Source organism: Sphingobium sp. UBA5915, from assembly GCF_002431195.1.
GTDB lineage: Bacteria > Pseudomonadota > Alphaproteobacteria > Sphingomonadales > Sphingomonadaceae > Sphingobium > Sphingobium soli.
Genome location: NZ_DJDV01000034.1, coordinates 1 through 21,487, shown reverse-complemented (window position 1 = coordinate 21,487; position 21,487 = coordinate 1). Strand labels below are relative to the sequence as shown.

The window sequence follows — 21,487 nt, the reverse complement described above, 5'->3', positions numbered from 1 at the left end:
AGCATAACGCATTGGGCCGACATCGGACCCATGACGCAAGGAAAAACCTTGCGTCGATCGGAATCACATCATCGTCCCGACAGTCAGAATAGGCGCAAGTAGCAGGATGCAACATCCCACCATCAGCTTGCGAGGGTTGGTCAGGCGCGAGATGGCGATACCGGTAAAGTTGTCGAAACGATCCATTTTTAAACTCCTTTGGCGTCAGACAAATTCAGAGAGCAGCTTGAGATTGAGGATAATGATGATTGCCGACACGCCCCAGGCGATGGCCTTGATCCATGCCGTGTTGACGAAACTGCCCATCAGCTTGGAGTTGCTGGTGAAGCGCACCAGCGGCACGACCGCGAAGGGCAGTTGGAGACTGAGGATGACCTGGCTGAAGATCAACAGCGTGGTGGTGCCGCTTTGCCCATAGAGGATGGCGACGATCACAGCGGGCACGATCGCCATCAACCGGGTCGCAAGGCGACGGACCCACGGGCTGACCTTGAAGTCGACAAAGCCCTCCATGACGATCTGGCCGGCGAGCGTCGCCGTCACCGTCGAATTCTGGCCCGATGCGAGCAAAGCGGTCGCAAACAATGCGCTCGCGCCAGCCGCGCCCAGCACCGGGGTCAGCAGATCATAAGCCTGATGGATATCGGCGACATCGGTTCGTCCGTTCGCATGAAAGGCGGACGCCGCGAGGATCAGGATCGCGGCATTGATGAAAAAGGCGAAACCGAGTGCCACCGTGCTGTCGATGGTGGCGAAGCGGATCGCTTCGCGAATGCCGCCGCGTGTCCGGTCGAACCGGCGGGTCTGCACCAGCGAGGAATGGAGATAAAGGTTGTGCGGCATCACTGTCGCGCCAAGGATGCCGATCGCAATATAGAGCATCGCCGGGTTGGTGGCGATCTGCGCCGTGGGTATGAATCCCTTCGCGACGGCGGCCATATCGGGCTGCGAAAAGACCAGTTCGATCGCGAAGCAGACGGCGATGACGATCAGCAGCGCGACGACAAAGGCTTCCAGTTGACGGAAGCCGCGCTGGTGGAGCATCAGGATCAGCAGCACGTCGGCGGCGGTGATGCAGATACCGAGCACGAGCGGGATGCCGAACAGAAGTTGCAGGGCGATGGCCGTGCCGATCACCTCGGCCAGGTCGCAGGCGACGATCGCCATCTCGCACATCAGCCACAGGAAGATACGGACCGGCCGGCTGTAATGCTGGCGACAGGCCTGCGCCAAGTCCAGCCCGGTAACGATGCCGAGCCGGGCGGCGAGCGATTGCAACAGCATCGCCATCAGATTGGAAAAGAGAATGACTGACAGTAAAGTATAGCCGAAAGCCGACCCGCCCGCGATGTCGGTTGCCCAGTTGCCGGGGTCCATATAGCCCACGGCGACAAGGTAACCCGGCCCCGCAAAGGCGCCGAGCTTGCGCCAAAACTGCCCCACCCCGCCAGGCACGCCGACCGATCGATGGGATTCGGGCAGGCTTGGCTGATAGGCCGTTGCGACCGGATCGATGATCGTGTCGGCGGCGGGCGGTGGTGGGGACATGGGCGGCTCCTCGTCGTGTCCGTTGCGGGGCGTCAGTTCGCAGCGCTGGTCTTGATGTTGCCGTTCAAGCCCGACGGGAAGAAGCCGCCCGCGCTCTTGGCGGTCTTGTCCAGGTAGACGATGTTGAGAACCTGGCCAGCGGACCGGCTGTACGCGATGCCGTCTGTGTCGGTCGGCACGATGTTGGACTTGCCGTCGGATAGGCTGATGCCCTGGTCCAGATCCGAAGACCCGTCGAGACTGTCGCGGGCATCGGAAATCTTGTCGGCAGATGTCCGCAGGCTGGGCGCTTCCAACCCCTTGCGGTAGAGTACCGTGCGGATGAGTCCGGCATGATAGGCTTCAGCCGCCAAAATGCCGGCAGCCGCTTCCAGATAGGTCTTGTTCGAGATCAGGGGAGCTGCGCCCTTGTAGGCAGTCACGCCGACATCCTCGAACACGAACGCCCCGAGCAGGAAGTTCTCGTCATTGGCATAAGGATCGAAGGACTGGTTGTCGTTGATAAGGCCCGCCGCCCGCGCCGCCGCTGAGAAGGCGCTTGTCGATCCCGCACTAATATCGATCGCCGGCTGGGCCACGGCCGAACTGCCGAGTTGATTGCGCAGGAAAAGGACATGCTTGGCCTCATCCCCGGCAATTTCAGCCGCATATTGGGCGACGACAGGATCGCTGAAGGTGACTTTGCGGCCGCCCATGATTGCGCCCTGCGTTCCGGTTCCCGTCAACTGGCTGCCCGGCAGTCCTTCGCCGGTAACGGCATAGGTATAGAATTGCGCCTCCAGATATTCGAGCTGAAGCGCGAAATTCAGGACGTCGGCATCCGTCAAGCTTGGCGGAGGTGTAGGCGTGGGGGTAGGCGTCGGCGTGGTGGTCTTGTCGTCGTCGTCGCATGCCGACAACAGGCTGCCGGCAGACGCCAGGACGGCGGCGCTCCCGGCGACCTTGAAGAAGCGCCGGCGTTCTTCGCGGCGCTGTGCGCGGGCCCTGAGGGCGGCCATGATCGCATCATTCTGGTCCATGATCTTGTTCCTTTAAAAGGCTGGGACGGCCGCTCAGTTAGCGGCGCTGGTGCGGATCGAACCGTTGACGCCGGACGGGAAGAAGCCGCCCCCGCTCACCGCAGCGTTGTTGAGATAGACGATGTTGAGCACCTGTCCGGTCGAGCGGCTGTAGGCGATGCCATTGTCGTCCAGCGGCACGATGTTGGACGCCGATCCGATCGGCGAGATGCCCTGATCGAGGTCACTCGCCCCATCCAGGCTGTCGCGTGCGTCGGAAATCTTGTCCGCCGACGACCGCAGCGCAGGCGTGTCGATGCCCTTGCCATAGAGCGTCGTCCGCACGATCGCGGCATGATAAGCCTCCACTGCCAATATGCCGGCAGCTGCTTCCAGATAGGTCTCGTTGGTGATGAGCGGGGCGGCACCCTTATAAGCGGTTACGCCCACATCCTCGAAAATAAAGGCGCCGAGCAAGAAGTTCTCGTCGCTGGCGTAGGGATCGAACGTCTCGCCTGCGCCGATGAGGCCAGCCGCGCGCGCGGCGGCGGAGAAGGCGCTGTTGGGACCCACGCCGATGTCGATGGCCGGCTGCGCGACCGCCGAATTGCCGAGCTGCGCGCGCAAGAATTTGACATGCGCCAGTTCGTCCGCTGCGATCTCCCGGGCATATTGGGCCACAATCTGGTCGCTGAAATTGACCTGACGCCCGCCGCTGACGGCGCCCTGAGAGCCGCTGCCCGACAGGTCGCTGTTGGAAAGGCCGACGCCGCTTGCCGCATAGGCGTAAAATTGCGCCTCCAGATATTCGAGATTCAGCGCAAAATTGAGCACATCCGCATCGCTGACGGCGGTCGCCTGGGCATGGGCGGGCGCAATCGTCATCGCCATCTGCATGCTCCCGGCAACGCCCGCCACGGCCGCGATCGCACGGAAAAATTCGCGCCGCTGCTGGCGCCGCTCGCCATGCTCGCGCAGGCGATCGATGGTCCGATCCTCATCTTCGTTCATGTCGCTTTCCTCCGATGGGCTGACCGGAGACGTTCGCCACCAGTGCGAACATGGCCAGCAATCAAAGGCGTGACGGACGAAGCGGTCGCTGCCTATTCCGCGCAATATCTAAGGGATGACACGTAGCAACGATCTGCCCTTAAGGACGTTGTGCGTAGTTCGCTCATAATTTTTCAGTGGTCTGGATCAGCCACTGCATCCTTTTCGGCCAAGCAACCGTAGCTTGAGAGAGCTGGGACGCGCATCTGCCAATCAGGGAGCGGATATGGCGAGAGAGAGTGGGCCAATAACGGACGAGCTCCGTGCGGAAAAGCTGATTAACATACTCGACCGCGTTCCGGTCGGCATTGGCCTCTTCGATGACGATGGCCTGCTACTCCATGCCAACGCGCAATTTGGCCGCAACATGGGCGCTGACATCATGTCTCTCGATTGCCTGCTGGCCGATTGCCGGCGCGGTTTTCTTGATGACGGGACACAGCTGTCTCTCCTCGCGCATCCCGTCACGAAGGCGATGGCCGGCGAGATCGTCATGCCGGCCGTCGAATTCAATCTGCGCGACGATCTCGGCAAGGAAGTGCGCCTTTCGATGAGTGTCGTGCCGCTCGCCTCCACCACCATATCGGGTATCTCTGGCGCCATGGTCGTCGTCGAGGATATTTCGGATGGTTTGCGGGCGTCGCCGGCGCCGGGCCTGGAAATCACGCATTTCCAGCGTTTTGCAGAGCATTCGCATCATGCGCTCTGGATCACCCATGCCTCAAGTGGCGCGGTCGAATATCTGAGCCCTGCCGCCAAGCGCCTGTGGGGCATGGAGAGCTCAGGACAGGAGCATGGCGATTGGCTGCAAGCCGTCCACCAGGATGACCGGCAACGTCTGCTTGAAGCGCGGGCAGACGCCGCGCATGGCATTGTGCGCAAGCTTCATTACCGTCTTGTCGATACACAAGGCATCATACGGTTCCAGATACGCGAGACCTGCTTCGCGATCCCGGCCGGCCCCGGACAGGAAGACTGGATCGGCGGCATCGTCGAAGACGTGTCACCGGAAATCCAGATCTATTTAATTCAGCATCCGAATGCTGCCGATCCAACTCTGAATGACGCGCTCGTCCGATCAAACCACCGCATAAAGCGGTTCTCATCGGCCGAGGCGCTGATGCATGTGGCCGATGTACTGAACCCGGGCTGCATCATCGTCGACATACGGGGCATCGATCTTGCCGCAGCATCACTCTCCCGCATCCTGTCGGCCCGTCCAGCGGATCTTCAGATAGTCTTCATCGGCGACGCATTGACGGAGAGTGACGAGATCATCGCGACGATGCGCGCGGGGGCGATTGATTTTCTCCTCGCGCCAGTCACGTCCCACGACCTGGACGAAGCGGTTCGGCACGCTTGCGAAGCCTTGCCGTCCCGTTTCGAACAGGTGGGGGAGGATCGTCACGACCTTCATGACCGACTTGCTCGGCTGCCTCGCCGCGAGCGCGATGTGCTGCTGGGTCTCGTCGACGGCGGCACGAACAAGAGCATCGCGCGCACCCTTGGAATCAGTCCACGGACCGTCGAGGTCCATCGCGCGCACCTTATGGAAAGGCTGGACGCCCGCAATCTTTCCGAACTTCTGCAAATGGCGCACCGCGCAGGGATCGGACAGGCCGGTCATGGCGATCGGGACAGGCACCGGTCGTGATCCTGCTCAAGCACGGAGCGCAAACACCATGAGTACGCGCGCTTTCGCAGGTGTTCGCTCCTCAATGCCAGACGATCAGCTCACGCAATGGGCTTATAACCATGTGTCTCATCGAAGGAGCCATGCCGGGCGCTGAACAATTGTCTGAATTTCAACTTTCGCCGGGCCGAACCGGTCTGGCCGTTCCGCAAGAATGGCCGCGATTATGCGCTGAGCGTCCAGGGCACGATCGAGGCGAATAATGGCGAAACGCTGGGCCAGTTAACCGGGTGCCGACCGGCGGCTTTTCTAACCTTAACACTTAAGATTGGCCAATAGCTGACGATCGGCTTCTGGGTTGAGAGGTGCACAGAGCGGCCGCTATGGACTGGCATCAAGTGGCGGCCGATGGTGGCCGGCCGCCACGCACTCTCTAAAATTGCGTCCGCAGCCCGAACACGATGCTTCGCCCCCGCAGCGGCGACTGATCCTTGACGAACGACGTGTGTACGAAGGCAAGCTCGTTGCTCAGGTTCGTGCCGCGAGCGTAGAGTTCCAGGTCCGCGCCGCGAGCCATATCGATTGTGTAAGCGATGGTGGCGTTGACCATGTTATAGCCGTCGGTAGGCGTCTCGTAGAGCGCCACCTTATCCTGCCCGAACGTGCGATAATATTCGATGTCGCCAGAAATCGGACCGGCTGCATAGGCGTAGCGTGCGCCAAGCCGACCGGGCGGGATGCGCGGGAGATTGTCGTCATCATTTGTAAGGTTGGTCGCGACATAATCGCCAAAGACGGTCACCTGCGAACTCTCATCAAACTGATAGCTGACCTCCCCGTCTACGCCGTAGAATTCGGCATCTGCGGTGGTGTAGAGCAGGAAGTCGTGGCGCTGGCCGGTGGTGAATTCGGTCTCGAGCAAGTGCGCGAAGATGTAGTTGTCGACATCCTGATAGAAGGCGCCGACTTCGAACTCCAGCGGTCCGCCCGCCTTGCGGAAGGTCAGATTGATCGCCCGCGCCCGCTCCATGACATCGTCGTCATAGGAAAACAGGTCTTCGGGAAGGTAATCCTGTACGAAACCCGTCGCCAGCAGGCCGACCTCGTAACTGTTGGTCGCCAGGCTGCTGCCGTCGGCGAACAGCTCGCGGACATTGGGCGCGCGTTCGGTCTGCGCGAGCGAAAGCGCTAGCGAGTATCCGTCAGTGACATTCCAGGTTGCACCCAAGGAGATCGAGAAGGGGTTATGCTTCCGATCGGGATTGCTCGCGATGAAGGACTCCCGGCGCTCCCGTTCGACATCCTGACGCCAGTCGTCGCCATAATTGTCGATGTAATAACCCCAATATTCTTCCTCGAGATTGATGTAGAACTCGCCGGGAATTGGAGTCTTGATGGTTCTCCAGTCCTTGCGCGCCGCGATTTCGATATCGACGGGGCCAAAACTGCGGCGCTCGCTGAGGAACAGGCCGATATTCTCGGTCCGATACTCCTGCGTGCCGGCAAAGCCGAACGATGCGGTAGGCGGCACATGCAGGTCGATCAGGTTCAGCCCGCTGAATGTGCCATCGGTATATTGCACACCCAGAGTGCCGGTGAATCCGAACAAGGGCTTGTGGGTTAGCTCGATTCGGCCATCCCACACCTCGTTGGCATAGCGGCTGTACAGGATCGGGCCATCGACTTCGTCGTGCTGATAGTCGGTATATGAACCCCTGATCCGAACATTGGATATGCCGGGTAGCAGATCGACGAAATCACCGCGCAAGTCGACGCGTTCGCTGCGCAGGTCTATCAGCGCCGTGTCGCTGTCGGGATTGGTGAGCGGGTTCTGGTAGTTGCCATGTCCGATGCAATGCAGGTCGATCCGGCCGGGCGCAGGAAAAGGATATCCGTGCAGGTGGCATACGCCATTGGCGTGACTGTGTCCTGGCAGGCCATATTGAGCATCCTGCCGTGTGTATGCCACCCCGATATAGCCCGTGTCGGTCACCCAGGATGCGCCGATCGCATAGCTTGAGCTTTCAGCGAAGGAATCCGCAAGCCTGCCGGAACCGTAGCTGTCCGGCACGTCGTAATCCTCACGATCTGAATAAGATCCTTCCGCGTGAAGTGCGATTGGTCCCAACGCGGCGGTAATGCGACCAGCGGTAGTCATTTCCTGATCCGCCGTTCCATATCGCACTTCGGTAGCGCCGGTGATCCCCCCATCGGGAAGCGCCTTGGGTACCTTGCTGTCGATGAGGTTGATCGCGCCGTTGACGGCGCTCCCGCCATAGCGGATCGCCGCCGGGCCCCGCTGCACCTCGATCGCGTCGAGCAACAGCGGATCGGTAACGATGGCATGGTCGGGTGACACCGAGGCCGCATCAAACACATTCGCGCCATCGGACAGTATCTCGATACGGGGGAGCGTTTGGCCACGAATGATGGGTCGCGAAGCGCCGGCGCCGAAATTATCCATGTGAACGCCGGGCAGTCCGTCCAGCGTTTCGCCCAGCGTACCGCGCCGGCGATGGACCAGTGCTTCGCCGCTCAGCACGGTGACAGGTAGCGGCGTCGCTCCGTCAGACCCGCTGAGCGACTGTCCGGTGACGACAATGGTATCGCGCGCGGACTTTACGCGAGTCCCGCCTGAAACCTCCTCTTTGCGATCGTCCGTCTCCGCGTCCTCGGCCAGGGCCTCGATAGGCATGAAAGCCAAGGTGGACACAATAGAAATGAGGCAGGCTTTCGCCTTCTGCGAATTGGCGACGCTCAAGGTAACCCTCCGTTTTCAGAATGGGGTGCACCTAATGAGGATATAACATATCGTCAACGTGTTTACAGACCGCTGTAATGATTGGCAGACATGATCTGACAGGCGCTCCGGATCACGTCGCTGTGCGACCCACTCATGATAGGTGGATGGGGCAATTGGCAGAACCCTGTACATCGGCTCGACCCTATATTCCGCGATGCTCGTCTATGAAGGCCGTCATCGTTTGAACGGGCGGCCGGGGACGGTCAAATAACCAAGGAGACAGGCTGATGAGATAGGCCAGGCCTGATGATTTTGCGAAACTGTGTTTTGCCCGTCACAGTTCGCTCTCTTTCGCGCCCAGCCGCAACCCGATGTGGGCAAGGGTGAGGGGATGTCCTCTTAACCACCGGAAAAACACGTACCAAATTAAGGTGTTGGCGCGTTCAAATGGAGGCCCGAGCCGGAATCGAACCGGCGTGCACGGATTTGCAGTCCGCTGCGTCACCACTCCGCCATCGGGCCTTGCAAGTGGGACGCCGCAAATGTGCGGCTTTGATCGCAAAGTCAAGCCGGATGGCTTGGCGGCGCCCTAAGATTCTTGGGCGTGTCCATGCAAAGCCGCTTGGCGCGGCGCGCCCGCTGATTTAGAGGTCCGATGATCTCCTTAGTGTATTGCATTGCCAATACAGTTGTGCCAAGCGAGGAACTATCGTGAGCGAGCAGACCTATTCTTCGATGCGGACCGCCATGGTCGAAAGCCAGTTGCGCACCAGCGACGTGGACGACCAGCGCGTGATCGCCGTGATGGCCCGGGTGCCGCGGGAAGATTATGTTCCCGCCGAGCGCCGCGCCATGACCTATATCGACCGTCCCATTCCGTTGAGCGGTGGCCGCGCGCTCAACGCGCCGCTGGTGACCGGTCGGCTGCTCAAGGAAGCGCAGGTTGATGCGGGGGACAAGGTGCTGCTGATCGGCGCGGCGACCGGCTACAGCACCGCGCTGCTCGCCGAAATGGGCGCGCAGGTGACGGCGGTGGAAGAAGAAGGCGGTCCCGAGATTGCCGTCCCGGGCGTGACCCTCGTGCGGGGCGCTCTGGCCGCCGGTGCGCCCGATGGCGCGCCCTATGACATATTGTTCATCGATGGCGCGGTGGAGGAAGTCCCCGCCGCGCTCGTTCAGCAGCTTGCCGATGGCGCCCGCGTCGTGACCGGAATCATCGATCGTGGCGTCACGCGTCTGTGCGCGGGCCGGATGGTCGGCGGCGCGCTGGGGCTTAGCAGCCTGGCGGATATTGAAATGGTGGCTCTGCCCGGGTTCGGCGCGGCCAAGACGTTTACGTTCTAGAAGGAGGATGAGCGGGGGAGATGACAGGCAAGCGCACCTATAAACGGCACCATGCCGCAGCTGCCCTGCTGTTGCTGTCTTCCGCCATCAGCCTGCCCGTGCATGCCGAAACGCTGCAGGGCGCGCTGGCGAAGGCCTATGCGTCGAACCCGACGCTGACCGGCGCGCGCGCGGGGCAGCGCGCGACCGACGAGAATGTGCCTATTCAAAAGGCCAATGGTCGACCGGCCGCCGACATCCAGGGCAGCTATAGCGAAAGCATCCTCAAGCCCACGATCAGCTTCACCTCGCCCCAGCGCACGCTAAACGCCCAGGCATCCCTGAGCGTGCCGATCTATTCCGGCGGGTCCGTGCGCAACAGCGTCAAGGCCGCCGAAGTGCGGGTGGAGGCGGGGCAGGCGGGCCTGCGCGGCACCGAAGCCAGCATTTTCTCGCAAACCGTCGCGGCCTATATGGACGTGATCCGCGACAGCGCGATCGTGTCGCTCAATCAGGCCAATGTGAATGTGCTGGAGGTCAATCTTCAGGCGACCAACGACCGGTTCGAGGTCGGCGACCTGACGCGCACTGACGTCGCCCAGTCCGAATCGCGGCTGGCGCTGGCCCGGTCCGACCTGCAGACGGCGCAGGCCAACCTTATCACCAGCCGCGAAAATTACATCGCGCTGGTGGGGGAAGCGCCCGATGCGCTGGAGCCGCCGCCGCAGCTTCCCGGTCTGCCGGCAGATCCGTCGATCGCGGTGCGCGTCGCGCTCAATGACAATCCCGACATATTGGCGGCCAAGAAGCAGCGCGATGCGCGGCGTTATGACGTGAAGGCGGCGCGCGGCACCGTGCTGCCGACCATCTCCGCCTTCACCCAGGCGGGCTATACCAACTATCTCCATACGCTCGGTGGCACGGCGCTCGACGCCGACGGCAACAGCATCGAAGGGCCGCAGGTCAACAAGCAGGCCGCCGCTGGCGTCCAACTGACGATCCCGCTCTATCAGGGTGGACGACCCGCCGCGCAGGTGCGGCAGAACCAGGCGCTCGAATCGCAGGCGATCGAGCAGGAGATTGAAACCGAACGCAACGTCATCGCTCAGACGCGTGCGGCCTATGCCAGCTGGCAGGCGTCGCTCCAGACGATCCAGTCCAGCCGCAAGGCGGTGGACGCCACGGGCTTGTCGCTGGAAGGCGTGCGGGCGGAAAATTCGGTGGGCAGCCGCACCATCCTAGACATCCTCAATGCCGAGCAGGAAGCGCTGATCGCCCGGGTCGAACTGGTGTCGGCGCAGCGCAACGCCTATGTCGCCGGCTTCACGCTGCTCGCCGCGATGGGGCACGCCGAAGCGAAGGATTTGGGACTGGAAAGCGGCACGCTCTATGATCCGATGGTCAATTATGACCGGGTAGAGGGCAAATGGTTCGACTGGGACTGGGGCGCCGCGCCCGCGCCAGTGGCGACGCGGACCGTTGACACGCCCGCGCAGGATGCCAAAGTCGATCCCGCGACGGCCCGCCAGCCTTAACCGCTTGTTAACCGGATCAGGTAATTCTAAGGCGGTATTGCTGCGCAATGGATTTTGGACGGGGACTATCCATGGGTGACATGACCAAGGAACCCTCGATGGAAGAGATACTCTCGTCCATCAAGCGGATCATCGCCGAGGAAGGCGAAGAAGCGGTGCAGGCCGCGCCCCGCCGTACCCGCGCCGATAGCGCCCGGGCGGCGTCCGTGCCGGTCGCGCCAGCGATCGAGGAAGTGCTGGAATTGACCGATGAGGTCGCGGAGGAGGAAGTGATGCCCGCTCCCAAAGCTGCTGCCACCAAGCCGTCCGATCCGAAAGGCGAGGATACGATCCTGTCGGTCGAAAGCGAGGTGGCCGCGCGCCATTCGCTTTCCGCGCTGTCCTCCATGCTGGTCGCGCCGCGCGATGGCGAGGAAAACACGCTGGACGGCCTGGTCCGCTCCATGCTGCGGCCGATGCTCAAGGAATGGCTCGATGCACGCCTTCCCGCGCTGGTCGAGGATATGGTGGCCAAGGAAATCGCGCGCATCACCAGCCGCTAAGGCCGGTCTTGCGGCCGCTGACGCAGCGGCCTAGACCCCTGTCATCCTGACGGCGCACGGGCCTTGCGGCCTTAACCGTCGTCTGCACGACATGGGGACATATGCATGAAGACTTTGCTGCTTGCAGGGATCGGCGCGATGGCGCTGGCCTGCGCGCCCGCGCTGGCCCGGCCGTTCACGCCCGCCGACATGGTGAGCCTTGACCGGATCGGCGCGCCGGCGGTGTCGCCGGACGGCAAATGGCTGGCCTATCAGCTGCGCAGCACCGACCTGGCCGCCAATCGCGGGCGCACGGACCTTTATCTGCTTGCCATCGATCGGCCAGGCCAGACGCCGCGCAGGATCGCTTCGGTGGCGGACAAGAATGAAGCCTCGCCCGTCTTTTCGCCCGACGGGTCGGCGCTCTACTTTCAGTCGGACGCGAGCGGCGACGATCAACTCTGGCGCGTGGCGCTGAGCGGCGGTGATCCGGTTCAGATCAGCAAGGCGCCCGGCGGCATTTCCGGTTTCCTGCTCAGCCCCGATGGCATGAAGGTCGCGCTATGGGCCGACCGGCCGGTGGGCGCGAAGACGCTGGACGATGTAAAGCCGACCGCGCCGGCAGATGCGGGCAGCGGCCGCGTTTACGAGCAACTGTTCGTGCGCCATTGGGACACATGGTCGGATGGCCAGCGGTCGCAGATTTTCGTCATGCCCATTGCCGGTGGCCCAGCCGTGTCAGTGATGGGCGGCCTGGTCGGCGACAGCCCGTCAAAGCCCTTTGGAGGCGCGGAAGAGATCGCCTGGAGCAGGGACGGCAAGACCCTGTTCTTCGCCTTGCGGGAGGCGGGACGGATCGAGCCGCTGTCGACCAATCTCGACATTTTCTCCACCCCCGCCGATGGCAGCGCGGCGCCGACCAACCTGACCGACGCCAATGACGCGACCGACACGATGCCGGCGGTGTCGCCCGATGGCCAATGGCTGGCCTATGCGGCGATGAAGCGGCCGGGTTACGAAGCGGACCGGCTGGTGCTGACGCTGCGCAATATCGCGACCGGCGAAACGCGCGCGCTGACCGAAGGATGGGACCGGTCGGTCGGGTCGATCGCCTGGGCGGCGGATGCCCAGTCGCTGCTGGTGACGGCCAATGACGTGCTCGACAATCCGGTGTTCCGGGTCGATGCCACGTCGGGCAAGGTGACGCGCCTGACCGGCAAGGGCCATGCCGGCAGCGTCATTCCCCTGCCGCAGGGCGGGTTCGTCTATGCGCTCGACAGCATCCAGTCGCCCGCTGATTTTTGGAAGATGCCGGCCAGGGGCAAGCCGGTGCGCCTGACCCAGGTCAATGCCAACAAGCTGGCGGGCGTCGACGATGTGTCGGTCGAACGCTACAGCTTCAAGGGCGCCAATGGCGACACTGTCTGGGGGCAGATCGTCAAGCCCAGGGGCGTGACCGGCAAATTGCCCGTCGCCTTCCTGGTCCATGGCGGGCCGCAGGGCAGCTTCAACGACAGCTGGTCCTATCGCTGGAATCCCAAGGCTTTCGCCGCCCATGGCTATGCCGCGGTGATCGTCGATTTCCACGGCTCCACCGGCTATGGCCAGACCTTTACCGACAGCATCAACAAGGATTGGGGCGGCAAGCCGCTGGAAGACCTGAAACTGGGCCTGGCCGCCGCCGCGGCGCAGGATGCGCAGGTCGATGCCGGCAATGCCTGCGCGCTCGGCGCCAGCTATGGCGGCTATATGATGAACTGGATCGCGGGGCAGTGGCCCGACGGGTTCAAATGCCTGGTCCAGCATGACGGCGTGTTCGATGCGCGGGCCATGGCTTATGAAACCGAGGAGCTTTGGTTCGACGAATGGGAACATGGCGGCCCTTATTTTGAGGTGCCGCAGGAGTTCGAGAAATGGAACCCGGTCAACCATGTCGCGCAATGGAAGACGCCGATGCTGGTGGTGACGGGGGAAAAGGATTTCCGCATTCCCTATACCCAGGGGCTGGCCGCCTTCACCGCGTTGCAACGGCGGGACATCCCATCGAAACTGCTGGTTTTCCCCGATGAAAATCACTGGGTGCTCAAGCCCAAAAACTCACTGCAATGGTATGGCGAGGCGCTGGGCTGGCTTGACAAGTGGACGGCGAAATAGACAGCAGCGCGGGCTGTGATAGACTGGCCGCTTCTTTGCAAAGGGGGCGGCCATGTTGATGGTGATGAGTGCGGCGATTGCCTTTGTCGGCACGCATTTCCTGTTGTCCCACCCCTTGCGCGCGCCGCTGGTCGCGCGGGTGGGGGAGAAGGGGTTTCTGGGGCTCTATTCGCTGGTGGCCTTCGCGACCCTCGGGTGGTTGGTCATGGCGTATCGTTCCGCATCCGTAACGGAAATGCTCTGGCCGGTTGGCGATGGCCTGTGGGCGCTGGCGACGATCATCATGTTGTTGGCGTCGGTCCTTCTAATGGGATCGCTGGTCGGCAATCCGGCAATGCCCGACCCGGACGGCGCGGTGCGCGTGCCGGCGCAGGCGAAGGGCGTATTCGCGGTGACGCGTCATCCCATGCTCTGGGCCTTTGCCCTGTGGGGGCTGAGCCATATTCTGGTCTACCCGGTGGCCAAGAATATCATCGTCGCGCTCGCCATTCTGATCCTCTCGCTGGTCGGCGCGGCATTGCAGGACCGGAAAAAGGAACGGCTGCAACCGGCGCAATGGCGGGAATGGGAGGCGAAGACCAGCTATTGGCCGTTCGCCGCCATCGTGGCGGGACGGGCGCGGTTCGGGCGGTTCGGCGCGCATGCCCTGGCGGGCGGCGTGGTCGTGTGGCTGGCCGCGACCTGGGCGCATATGCCGCTTGCGGGCTGGGCGGCGGGCATCTGGCGCTGGATCGGCTGATAGTTTCGCTGGAATGGAGCGGGCAGGGCCTTTAAGGGCGCTGTCATGACCGAGCTGCCCAAGACATTCGACCCCGCGTCCATCGAAACCCGCTGGTATCAGCATTGGGAGGAAAAGGGGCTGTTCCGCCCCGATCGCCCCGACGCCACGCCTTTCACCATCGTCAATCCGCCGCCCAATGTCACGGGCAGCCTGCATATCGGCCATGCGCTCGACAACACGTTGCAGGATATCGTCATCCGCTATGAACGGCTGCGCGGCAAGGATGCGCTGTGGGTTGTGGGCACCGACCATGCGGGTATCGCCACACAAATGGTGGTGGAACGCCAACTCAACGCCATGGGCGAAAAGCGCACCGACTATAGCCGCGAGGATTTCATTGCCAAGGTGTGGGAGTGGAAAGCCGAAAGCGGCGGCGCGATCACGCGTCAGCTGCGGCGGCTGGGCTGCTCCATGGACTGGGCGAACGAGCGCTTCACCATGGACGAGGGCTTTTCCAAGGCCGTGGTCAAGGTGTTCGTGGAACTGCACAAGCGCGGCCTGCTCTACCGCGACAAAAGGCTGGTCAACTGGGACCCGCATTTCCGCTCCGCCATTTCGGACCTGGAGGTCGAGACGGTAGAGACCAAGGGCGGCTTCTGGCGCTTCCGCTATCCGCTGGCGGACGGCGTGACCCTGGCCGATGGCAGCGACCACATCGTCGTCGCGACGACGCGGCCCGAAACGATGCTGGCCGACATGGCGGTCGCGGTGCATCCCGACGACGCGCGCTACAAGGATGTCATCGGCAAGCAGATCGTTCTTCCGATCACCGGCCGGCGCGTTCCCATCGTCGCCGACGACCATGCCGACCCGGAACTGGGCACGGGCGCGGTCAAGATCACGCCGGGACATGACTTCAACGATTTCGAGGTGGGCAAGCGCGCGGGCTTCAAGGCCGGCGACATGCTCAACATGTTCGACGCAGACGCCAATGTCGTCCAGACCGCCGACGGCCTGATCCCCGACGCATTTCTGAGGCTGCACCGCTTCAAGCGCGACGGCGTCGATGGCGCGCGCGAAGCCGTGGTGGCTGAGATGAAGGCGCTCGGTTTCCTCGTCCCGCATGTGACGAAGAACAAGGACGGTGAGGAGGTTTCCGCCGATTTCGAGCCGCGCACGATCCAGACGCCGTTCGGGGATCGCTCCGGCGTGGTCATCGAACCCTGGCTGACCGACCAATGGTATGTCGACGCGGCAAAGCTGGCGCAGGCGCCGATGCAGGCCGTGCGCGATGGCGCGATCGAGATCGTGCCCAAGACATGGGAAAAGACCTTCTTCAACTGGATGGAGAATATCCAGCCCTGGTGCGTGTCGCGGCAACTGTGGTGGGGGCATCAGATTCCGGCCTGGTTCGATGCGGACGGCAACAGCTATGTCGCTGAAACCGAAGCCGAAGCGCAGGCTCTGGCGGGCAACAAGGCGTTGACGCGCGATCCCGATGTGCTCGACACTTGGTTCTCGTCCGCGCTCTGGCCGTTCGGCACGCTGGGCTGGCCGGAACAGAGCGAGACGCTTTCACGCCACTATCCCAACGATCTGCTGATTTCAGGCTTCGACATCCTGTTCTTCTGGGACGCGCGCATGGCGATGCAGGGCATGGAGTTCATGGGTGATGTGCCGTGGCGCAAACTCTATCTCCATGGCCTCGTCCGCGCAGCGGATGGGCAGAAAATGTCCAAGTCCAAGGGCAATGTGGTTGATCCGCTGGGCCTGATCGACCGGTTCGGCGCGGATGCGCTGCGCTTCTTCATGGCGGCGATGGAAAGCCAGGGCCGCGACGTGAAGATGGATGAAAAGCGGGTCGAGGGCTATCGCAACTTCGCCACCAAGCTGTGGAATGCGGCGCGTTTTCTGCAATCGAACGGCGTAACCGCCTCGACAGCCCATGAAGCGCCCGCCGCCACGCTGCCGGTCAATCGCTGGATCATCGCCGAGACGGTGGCCACGGTGCAGGCGATTGACCTTGCCATGGCCGACCTGCGCTTCGATGCAGCGGCCAACGCCATCTATCACTTCGTCTGGGACCAGTTTTGCGACTGGTATATCGAACTGACCAAAGGCGCGATGGACGATGAAACCCGCGCCGTCGCGGGCTGGGCGTTCGATCAGATCCTCGTCATGCTGCACCCGTTCATGCCATTCATAACCGAAGAGTTATGGAGCCTGACCGGCGCGCGCGCGAACGAACTGATCGTCGCGCAGTGGCCGCAGGCGCTGGCCGCCGTGGACAGGGAAGCGCAGTCGGAAATCGACTGGCTGATCCGACTGGTGAGCGCGATCCGCACTGCGCGGACGGAACTCAATGTCCCGCCGGGCGCGAAGCTACCCATAGTCGTGAGCGGCGCAGCGGAGGACACGCACCGCCGGCTCGACCGGCAGGGCGTCGCGCTGGCGCGGCTTGGCCGGGTGGAGAGCCTGAGCTTTGGCGAACCGCCCGCCGGCGGCGCGGCGCAGATCGTGGTGGACGAGGCGACGTTCATCCTGCCGCTGGAAGGCGTGATCGATATTGCGGCGGAAAAGGCGCGACTTGCCAAGGCGCTGGCCAGCGCGGAGAAGGAGCGCGATGGTCTGGGCGGTCGCCTGTCCAATGCCAGCTTCGTCGAAAAGGCCAAGCCCGAAGCCGTCGCCAAGGCGCGCGAGGATCATGCTGAAAAGACTGCCGAAGCCGAGCGGTTGAAAGCGGCGCTGGATCGGTTGGGATAAGCACGCGCATATGACCCGTTCGGGCTGAGCTTGTCGAAGCCCCTTTCTTCCTTGATAGAAGAATGGCCCTTCGACAGGCTCAGGGCGAACGGAGGCGGCCATGGTCCGCCTCCTCATCCAGCCTGTGCGGGGAGATGCAGACAATGGCGACAGGCAAATCAGGCAGTAAGGACCTGACGCAGGGGGCGATCGGATCGACGCTGCTGCTCTTTGCCATGCCGACGCTGGCGTCCAACATCCTCCAGTCCTTGAATGGCTCGATCAACGCCATCTGGGTCGGCCGTTTCCTGGGCGCGCAGGCGCTCGCCGCGACCGCCAACGCCAATATCATCATGTTCCTCATGTTTTCCGTCGTGTTCGGGTTCGGCATGGCGTCGACCGTGGTGGTCGCCCAGTCGGTCGGCGCGAAGGATATCGATGCGGCGCGCCGCGCCTTCGGCACCGCCGTCGGCTTCTGTTCGATGCTGGGGCTGGGCGTCGCCATCGCTGGCTGGATCGGCGCACCCGCGCTGCTGCGGCTGCTCGCGACGCCGCAGGAGGCGTTCGACCTGGCGCTCGTTTATCTGCGCGTTATTTTCTTCGCCATGCCCGCGACCTTGCTGGTCGTCATGATCATGATGGGCCTGCGCGGCGCGGGCGACGCGCGCACTCCGCTCATCTTCATGATCGTCAGCGTCGCCATCGACCTGGTGCTCAATCCCGTACTGATCCTGGGGCTGGGGCCGGTCCCGGCTTTCGGCATTGCGGGGTCAGCAGCGGCGACAGCGGCGGCCGGGTTCATCAGCCTGATCGGCGTCGTCGCTTTCATCTATGCCAAGGACATGCCGCTGCGGCTGCGCGGGGCCGAACTGCGCTACCTCTGGCCCGCAGCAGACCAGATGCGCGTGCTGCTGGGCAAGGGGCTGCCGATGGGCTTGCAGATGATCGTCATGTCGCTCTCTGGCCTGGTGATGATCGGCCTCGTCAACCGGGAAGGGTTGCTGGTGACGGCCGCCTATGGCGCGGCGCAGCAGATCTGGACCTATCTTCAAATGCCCGCGATGGCCATGGGCGCAGCGGTCAGCGCGATGGCGGCGCAGAATATCGGCGCGGCGCGGTGGGACCGGATCAGCCGCATCACCGGCTATGGCCTGGGCTATCTGCTGGCCGTGACCAGTGCGATGGTGGCGGTGATCCTGCTGTTCCACGAACCGCTGCTGGCGCTGTTCCTGGGCAATAATCAGGCGGCGATTGAGGCGGCCTGGACGATGCAGCTGCTCGCCAGCTGGAGCTTCATCTTCTTTGGCTGCACCATGATCCTGTTCGGCGTCATGCGGGCCAATGGCGTGGTGGTCGCGCCGCTGCTGATCCTTATCTTCACATTGTTCGCGGTGCGGCTGGGCTTTTATTATCTCGCCTATCCAGTGGTGGATGCGAACGCCCTGTGGCTGAGTTTCCCGGCCGGATCGCTGACCGCGCTGCTGCTCGCGTCGGCGGTGTATCTGCATGGGGGCTGGCGCAAGGCGAAGCTGATGGCGCCGGTCCATGCCGAACAATGCCGCGAAAGCGTGAACAGCGAAACCGAGCCTGCCGGCCGAATCGCCCCGGTAGGATAAGGTGTCAGCGCCCCTGGCTGCGCCAGCGGGTGATGGTGCGCGCCAGAATATCAGCCTCGCCGCCCGATTGCCGCCACAGATCGGTAAAGCTGGGATCATTGGATGCCGGGCGGCGCTGCGGCTCCAGATTGTCGAGCGCGACGCGGATCGGCACCGCGACGCCTTCGCCGCAGATGATCGCCTCGCGATTGCGCAGCGCAGGAATGGTATCCAGGAAGCCGCGCGCGCCTTCGGGCATCGCCGCCTTCACGAATGCCTGGTCGCGATCATTATTGAGGCGCATGGCGATGATGGTGCCGCATTGCGACAGCACGCCTTCGGCCAGATCGGATGGTCGCTGGGTGATGAGGCCCAGCGACACGCCATATTTGCGGCCTTCCTTGGCGATCCGCTCCAATATCTTGCGCACGGCCTGACCCGATCCGCTGGTGGAGGAGGGGATGTAGCGATGCGCTTCCTCGCACACCAGCAGGATCGGCCGCTGCGGTTCGTCCCGTGCCCAGATGGCATAGTCGAACACCAGCCGCGACAGCACCGACACCACGGTCGAGGTGATGTCGGATGGCATGGCCGACACGTCGATGATGGAAATGGGCTTGCCATCGGAGGGCAGGCGGAAAATCTTGGCAATGAACTGCTGCATCGTGTCCGCGACCAGCATGCCCGAAAACATGAAGCTGTAGCGCGGATCGGCCTTGATCTCGTCGATCTTGGTCTTGAGCCGCATATAGGGCAGCGCGCCCGTGCCCTTGTCCAGCTTTCCCATCTCGTTCTGAAGGATGGTGGTGAGGTCGGACAGCAGATAAGGGACCGGCGAATCGACCGTCAGCCGACCGATGCTTTCGGCCAGCCGGTTCTTCGATCGCGCGGCGAGCAGGCATTTGGCCAGGATGTCGCTGTCGACCGTGCGGTCGGCCCCCTGCGAGGTCACGAACACCTCGCAATGCTCCTCGAAATTCATCAGCCAATAGGGCAGGGCCAGGTTGCTGACGTCATAGACCGCACCATTCTGCGCGAAGGCAGCGCCATATTCGCCATGGGGATCGATCATGACGATATGCCCCTGGGGCGACAGGTCGCAGATGCGATGCAGGATCAGCGCCGCACTGGTCGACTTGCCGGTGCCGGTCGAGCCCAGCAGCGCAAAATGCTTGCCCAGCATCGAATCGACATAGAGCGCCGCGCGCGTTTCGCTGGTCGGGTAGACGGTGCCGATTTCGACATTGGCGCGGTCATCGGCGGCGTAGATCTGTTGCATGTCGGCGCTCGACACCGGGAAGATGTCAGTGCCGGGCGTGGGATAGCGGGTGACGCCGCGCCGGAAATGATGGATGCGGCCGGTCGCCGACTCCTCATCGCCTTCGCCCAGAAAATCAATGTCGGCGATGACGCTGTGCGTCGCCTGATCCAGCGCCATGGTGCGCACGCTGGCGATGAGCCAGCAGCCGCCGACCCGCATCTTGACCTGGCTGCCGACCTGTCCCGCCATCGCGACGCAGGGATCGGCGTCCTGGCCCAATATCCCCAGGCGCTGCGCGTCGATCAGAACTTTGGAACTCGACCCGGCAATCTGGAAGATCATGCCCATGGAATGCGGATGATCCGGCTTGGACGACGCGGCAAAATTCTGGGCGTCCGACATGTAGGACATGGTGCATCCGTTTCCTTGGCGCCGATTGAGACCCGGCAAACATCAAGGCTTTAGAAGGAAGAGGTAAATTTTGGCTTAGCCGCGTCGGTCGTCTGTGATGCCGGTTGCATGCTAAGGCTGGACAAGGGAACATGGATCAGCTTCAGGCATTTCAAGCGCCAGCTGAACACAGGATGCTTTCTTGTCCGAAACGATAGTCGCCGACCGCGCACGCCGATCCGACGCCATCGCCATCGCGCGGGTCATCTGCATATTGGGCGTGGTCTATGTCCATGCCTGGACCGGGCTCAACGGCATTGCGCTGGCGGCTTTGCGGGGCACGGGGCAGGACACGCTGCGCTGGACGCTGATGGAGGTGTTCGGGCGCAGCGCGGTGCCGCTCTTGGGCCTGATCTCGGGCTGGCTGGTCGCCGGATCGGGCACGTCGCGCGCCTGGACCACGCATGTGGCGCGCAAGGCGCGGACGATCCTGCTGCCGATGGTGCTGTGGAACGCGCTTGCCATCCTGTTCGTATCGGGCGCGGCCTTGCTGTTCCATCTTAAGGCGCCCACGCCCAGTTCGCTGGAATGGGTGGCGCAGGAATTGTTCATCCTGACGCGCAATCCCGACATCAATGTCCAGATGCCGTTCCTGCGCGATCTGTTCCTGTGCATGCTCGTCGCGCCCCTGTTGGTGCGGCTGCCTGGCTGGGTGCTGATTCTGATCGCATTGGCAGCAGCCGCCGCGCAGGTGGCGGGGCTGGGGCCGCCGGTGCTGATGCGCGCATCGATCCTGTTCTTCTTCGTCATCGGCATATTGGCGCGCCGGCAGGGGACAGAGCAGGTCGTGGCGCGCATGCCGCTATGGCTCGCGCTGCTACCCTTCCTCTTGCTGATGATGGTGCAACTTTACCGGGCCGTGGCCGTGGGGGATGGCGAATGGACGACGGTGCAGCGCGCAATCGACATGAGCGTGCGGATCGCTGCTGCCGTCGCTTTCTGGCGGATCGCCTGGACACTGGCGGGATCGGGCGCGCGGGGGCTGCTGCTGCGGATCGAACCCTATATGTTCTTTCTGTTCTGCGCGCATCTGATCCTGATCTGGCTGGGCGGCCCGTTGATCGGAAAGATCACCGGCGACATGGGATCGCCGCTCTATCCGATTTACCTGATCCTTCAGCCGCTGATCGTGCTGCTCGTCGTCATCGCGGTCGGATCGGCGCTGCGGCGCGTCGCGCCGCGCGCGGCGGCATTGCTGAGCGGCGGCCGGCTC

General features: G+C 62.9%; 15 protein-coding genes, 1 tRNA gene, 2 pseudogenes and 1 other annotated feature. Of the genes and pseudogenes, 10 read left to right on the top strand and 8 right to left on the bottom strand.

Features of this window, described 5'->3' with window-relative positions; genetic code table 11:
• Positions 1-63: 63 nt before the first annotated feature.
• Genes B2V90_RS04755 through B2V90_RS04740 form a run of 4 tightly spaced genes read right to left on the bottom strand, consistent with a single transcriptional unit; the run spans position 64 to position 3,557 of the window.
• A complete protein-coding gene (locus tag B2V90_RS04755; RefSeq protein WP_266103122.1) occupies positions 64-186 on the bottom strand; it encodes a hypothetical protein in 123 nt (40 codons plus the stop codon).
• Between the two features lie 18 nt (positions 187-204).
• Entirely contained in the window at positions 205-1,548 is a 1,344-nt protein-coding gene (locus B2V90_RS04750) for an Nramp family divalent metal transporter (protein ID WP_009821047.1), read from the bottom strand.
• Positions 1,549-1,580: 32 nt separating this feature from the next.
• Complete coding sequence (locus B2V90_RS04745; RefSeq protein ID WP_228222030.1) at positions 1,581-2,567, bottom strand: ferritin-like domain-containing protein; 987 nt, start codon at positions 2,565-2,567, stop codon at positions 1,581-1,583.
• A 33-nt stretch (positions 2,568-2,600) separates the two neighbouring features.
• Positions 2,601-3,557, bottom strand: a complete 957-nt coding sequence (locus B2V90_RS04740; protein ID WP_009821049.1) for a ferritin-like domain-containing protein — start codon at positions 3,555-3,557, stop codon at positions 2,601-2,603.
• 265 nt (positions 3,558-3,822) lie between these two features.
• On the opposite strand from B2V90_RS04740, the gene B2V90_RS04735 reads away from it, so the two are divergent.
• Entirely contained in the window at positions 3,823-5,250 is a 1,428-nt protein-coding gene (locus tag B2V90_RS04735; protein WP_228222029.1) for a LuxR C-terminal-related transcriptional regulator, read from the top strand.
• Between the two features lie 135 nt (positions 5,251-5,385).
• A pseudogene (locus tag B2V90_RS04730) lies at positions 5,386-5,514 on the top strand (LysR family transcriptional regulator); the annotation flags it as partial.
• Between the two features lie 148 nt (positions 5,515-5,662).
• Here B2V90_RS04730 and B2V90_RS04725 read toward each other — a convergent pair.
• From B2V90_RS04725 to B2V90_RS04715, 3 genes and pseudogenes are all read right to left on the bottom strand, one after another.
• On the bottom strand, positions 5,663-7,990 hold the full coding sequence (locus B2V90_RS04725) for a TonB-dependent receptor (RefSeq protein ID WP_293919950.1): 2,328 nt from the start codon (positions 7,988-7,990) through the stop codon (positions 5,663-5,665).
• Positions 7,991-8,089: 99 nt separating this feature from the next.
• A pseudogene (locus B2V90_RS04720) lies at positions 8,090-8,228 on the bottom strand (IS3 family transposase); the annotation flags it as partial.
• Positions 8,138-8,246, bottom strand: a sequence feature (AL1L pseudoknot). It overlaps the preceding pseudogene by 91 nt.
• Positions 8,247-8,420: 174 nt before the next feature.
• Positions 8,421-8,494: transfer RNA gene (locus B2V90_RS04715), tRNA-Cys, on the bottom strand.
• A gap of 189 nt (positions 8,495-8,683) precedes the next feature.
• Here B2V90_RS04715 and B2V90_RS04710 point away from each other — a divergent pair.
• From B2V90_RS04710 to B2V90_RS04680, 7 genes are all read left to right on the top strand, one after another.
• A complete protein-coding gene (locus B2V90_RS04710; RefSeq protein ID WP_228222027.1) occupies positions 8,684-9,316 on the top strand; it encodes a protein-L-isoaspartate O-methyltransferase family protein in 633 nt (210 codons plus the stop codon).
• Between the two features lie 20 nt (positions 9,317-9,336).
• Entirely contained in the window at positions 9,337-10,830 is a 1,494-nt protein-coding gene (locus tag B2V90_RS04705) for a TolC family outer membrane protein (protein WP_009821054.1), read from the top strand.
• A 71-nt stretch (positions 10,831-10,901) separates the two neighbouring features.
• A complete protein-coding gene (locus B2V90_RS04700) occupies positions 10,902-11,372 on the top strand; it encodes a DUF2497 domain-containing protein (protein WP_009821055.1) in 471 nt (156 codons plus the stop codon).
• Positions 11,373-11,477: 105 nt separating this feature from the next.
• Complete coding sequence (locus tag B2V90_RS04695; RefSeq protein WP_228222026.1) at positions 11,478-13,505, top strand: alpha/beta hydrolase family protein; 2,028 nt, start codon at positions 11,478-11,480, stop codon at positions 13,503-13,505.
• A gap of 52 nt (positions 13,506-13,557) precedes the next feature.
• Positions 13,558-14,244, top strand: coding sequence for an NnrU family protein (locus B2V90_RS04690; RefSeq protein WP_228222025.1), 687 nt, complete (start codon positions 13,558-13,560; stop codon positions 14,242-14,244).
• Positions 14,245-14,289: 45 nt separating this feature from the next.
• Positions 14,290-16,989, top strand: a complete 2,700-nt coding sequence (locus B2V90_RS04685) for a valine--tRNA ligase (protein WP_228222024.1) — start codon at positions 14,290-14,292, stop codon at positions 16,987-16,989.
• 143 nt (positions 16,990-17,132) lie between these two features.
• Positions 17,133-18,584 (top strand): MATE family efflux transporter, encoded by a 1,452-nt coding sequence (locus B2V90_RS04680; RefSeq protein ID WP_228222023.1) that lies wholly within the window; start codon positions 17,133-17,135, stop codon positions 18,582-18,584.
• A gap of 4 nt (positions 18,585-18,588) precedes the next feature.
• On the opposite strand, the gene B2V90_RS04675 is transcribed toward B2V90_RS04680, so the two are convergent.
• A complete protein-coding gene (locus B2V90_RS04675) occupies positions 18,589-20,235 on the bottom strand; it encodes an ATP-binding protein (RefSeq protein WP_228222022.1) in 1,647 nt (548 codons plus the stop codon).
• Positions 20,236-20,416: 181 nt separating this feature from the next.
• Here B2V90_RS04675 and B2V90_RS04670 point away from each other — a divergent pair.
• Positions 20,417-21,487, top strand: a 1,071-nt coding sequence (locus tag B2V90_RS04670; protein ID WP_293919942.1) for an acyltransferase family protein, incomplete at its 3' end; no start/stop codon positions are given.

Excerpts from the sequence above, each read along its gene's own strand:
- B2V90_RS04750 (WP_009821047.1), bottom strand. The coding sequence starts at position 1,548 with ATGTCCCCACCACCGCCCGCCGCCGACACGATCATCGATCCGGTCGCA.
- B2V90_RS04680 (WP_228222023.1), top strand. The coding sequence starts at position 17,133 with ATGGCGACAGGCAAATCAGGCAGTAAGGACCTGACGCAGGGGGCGATC.
- B2V90_RS04675 (WP_228222022.1), bottom strand. The coding sequence starts at position 20,235 with ATGTCCTACATGTCGGACGCCCAGAATTTTGCCGCGTCGTCCAAGCCG.
- B2V90_RS04745 (WP_228222030.1), bottom strand. The coding sequence starts at position 2,567 with ATGGACCAGAATGATGCGATCATGGCCGCCCTCAGGGCCCGCGCACAG.
- B2V90_RS04690 (WP_228222025.1), top strand. The coding sequence starts at position 13,558 with ATGTTGATGGTGATGAGTGCGGCGATTGCCTTTGTCGGCACGCATTTC.
- B2V90_RS04755 (WP_266103122.1), bottom strand. The coding sequence starts at position 186 with ATGGATCGTTTCGACAACTTTACCGGTATCGCCATCTCGCGCCTGACC.
- B2V90_RS04740 (WP_009821049.1), bottom strand. The coding sequence starts at position 3,557 with ATGAACGAAGATGAGGATCGGACCATCGATCGCCTGCGCGAGCATGGC.
- B2V90_RS04685 (WP_228222024.1), top strand. The coding sequence starts at position 14,290 with ATGACCGAGCTGCCCAAGACATTCGACCCCGCGTCCATCGAAACCCGC.
- B2V90_RS04735 (WP_228222029.1), top strand. The coding sequence starts at position 3,823 with ATGGCGAGAGAGAGTGGGCCAATAACGGACGAGCTCCGTGCGGAAAAG.
- B2V90_RS04705 (WP_009821054.1), top strand. The coding sequence starts at position 9,337 with ATGACAGGCAAGCGCACCTATAAACGGCACCATGCCGCAGCTGCCCTG.
- B2V90_RS04695 (WP_228222026.1), top strand. The coding sequence starts at position 11,478 with ATGAAGACTTTGCTGCTTGCAGGGATCGGCGCGATGGCGCTGGCCTGC.
- B2V90_RS04700 (WP_009821055.1), top strand. The coding sequence starts at position 10,902 with ATGGGTGACATGACCAAGGAACCCTCGATGGAAGAGATACTCTCGTCC.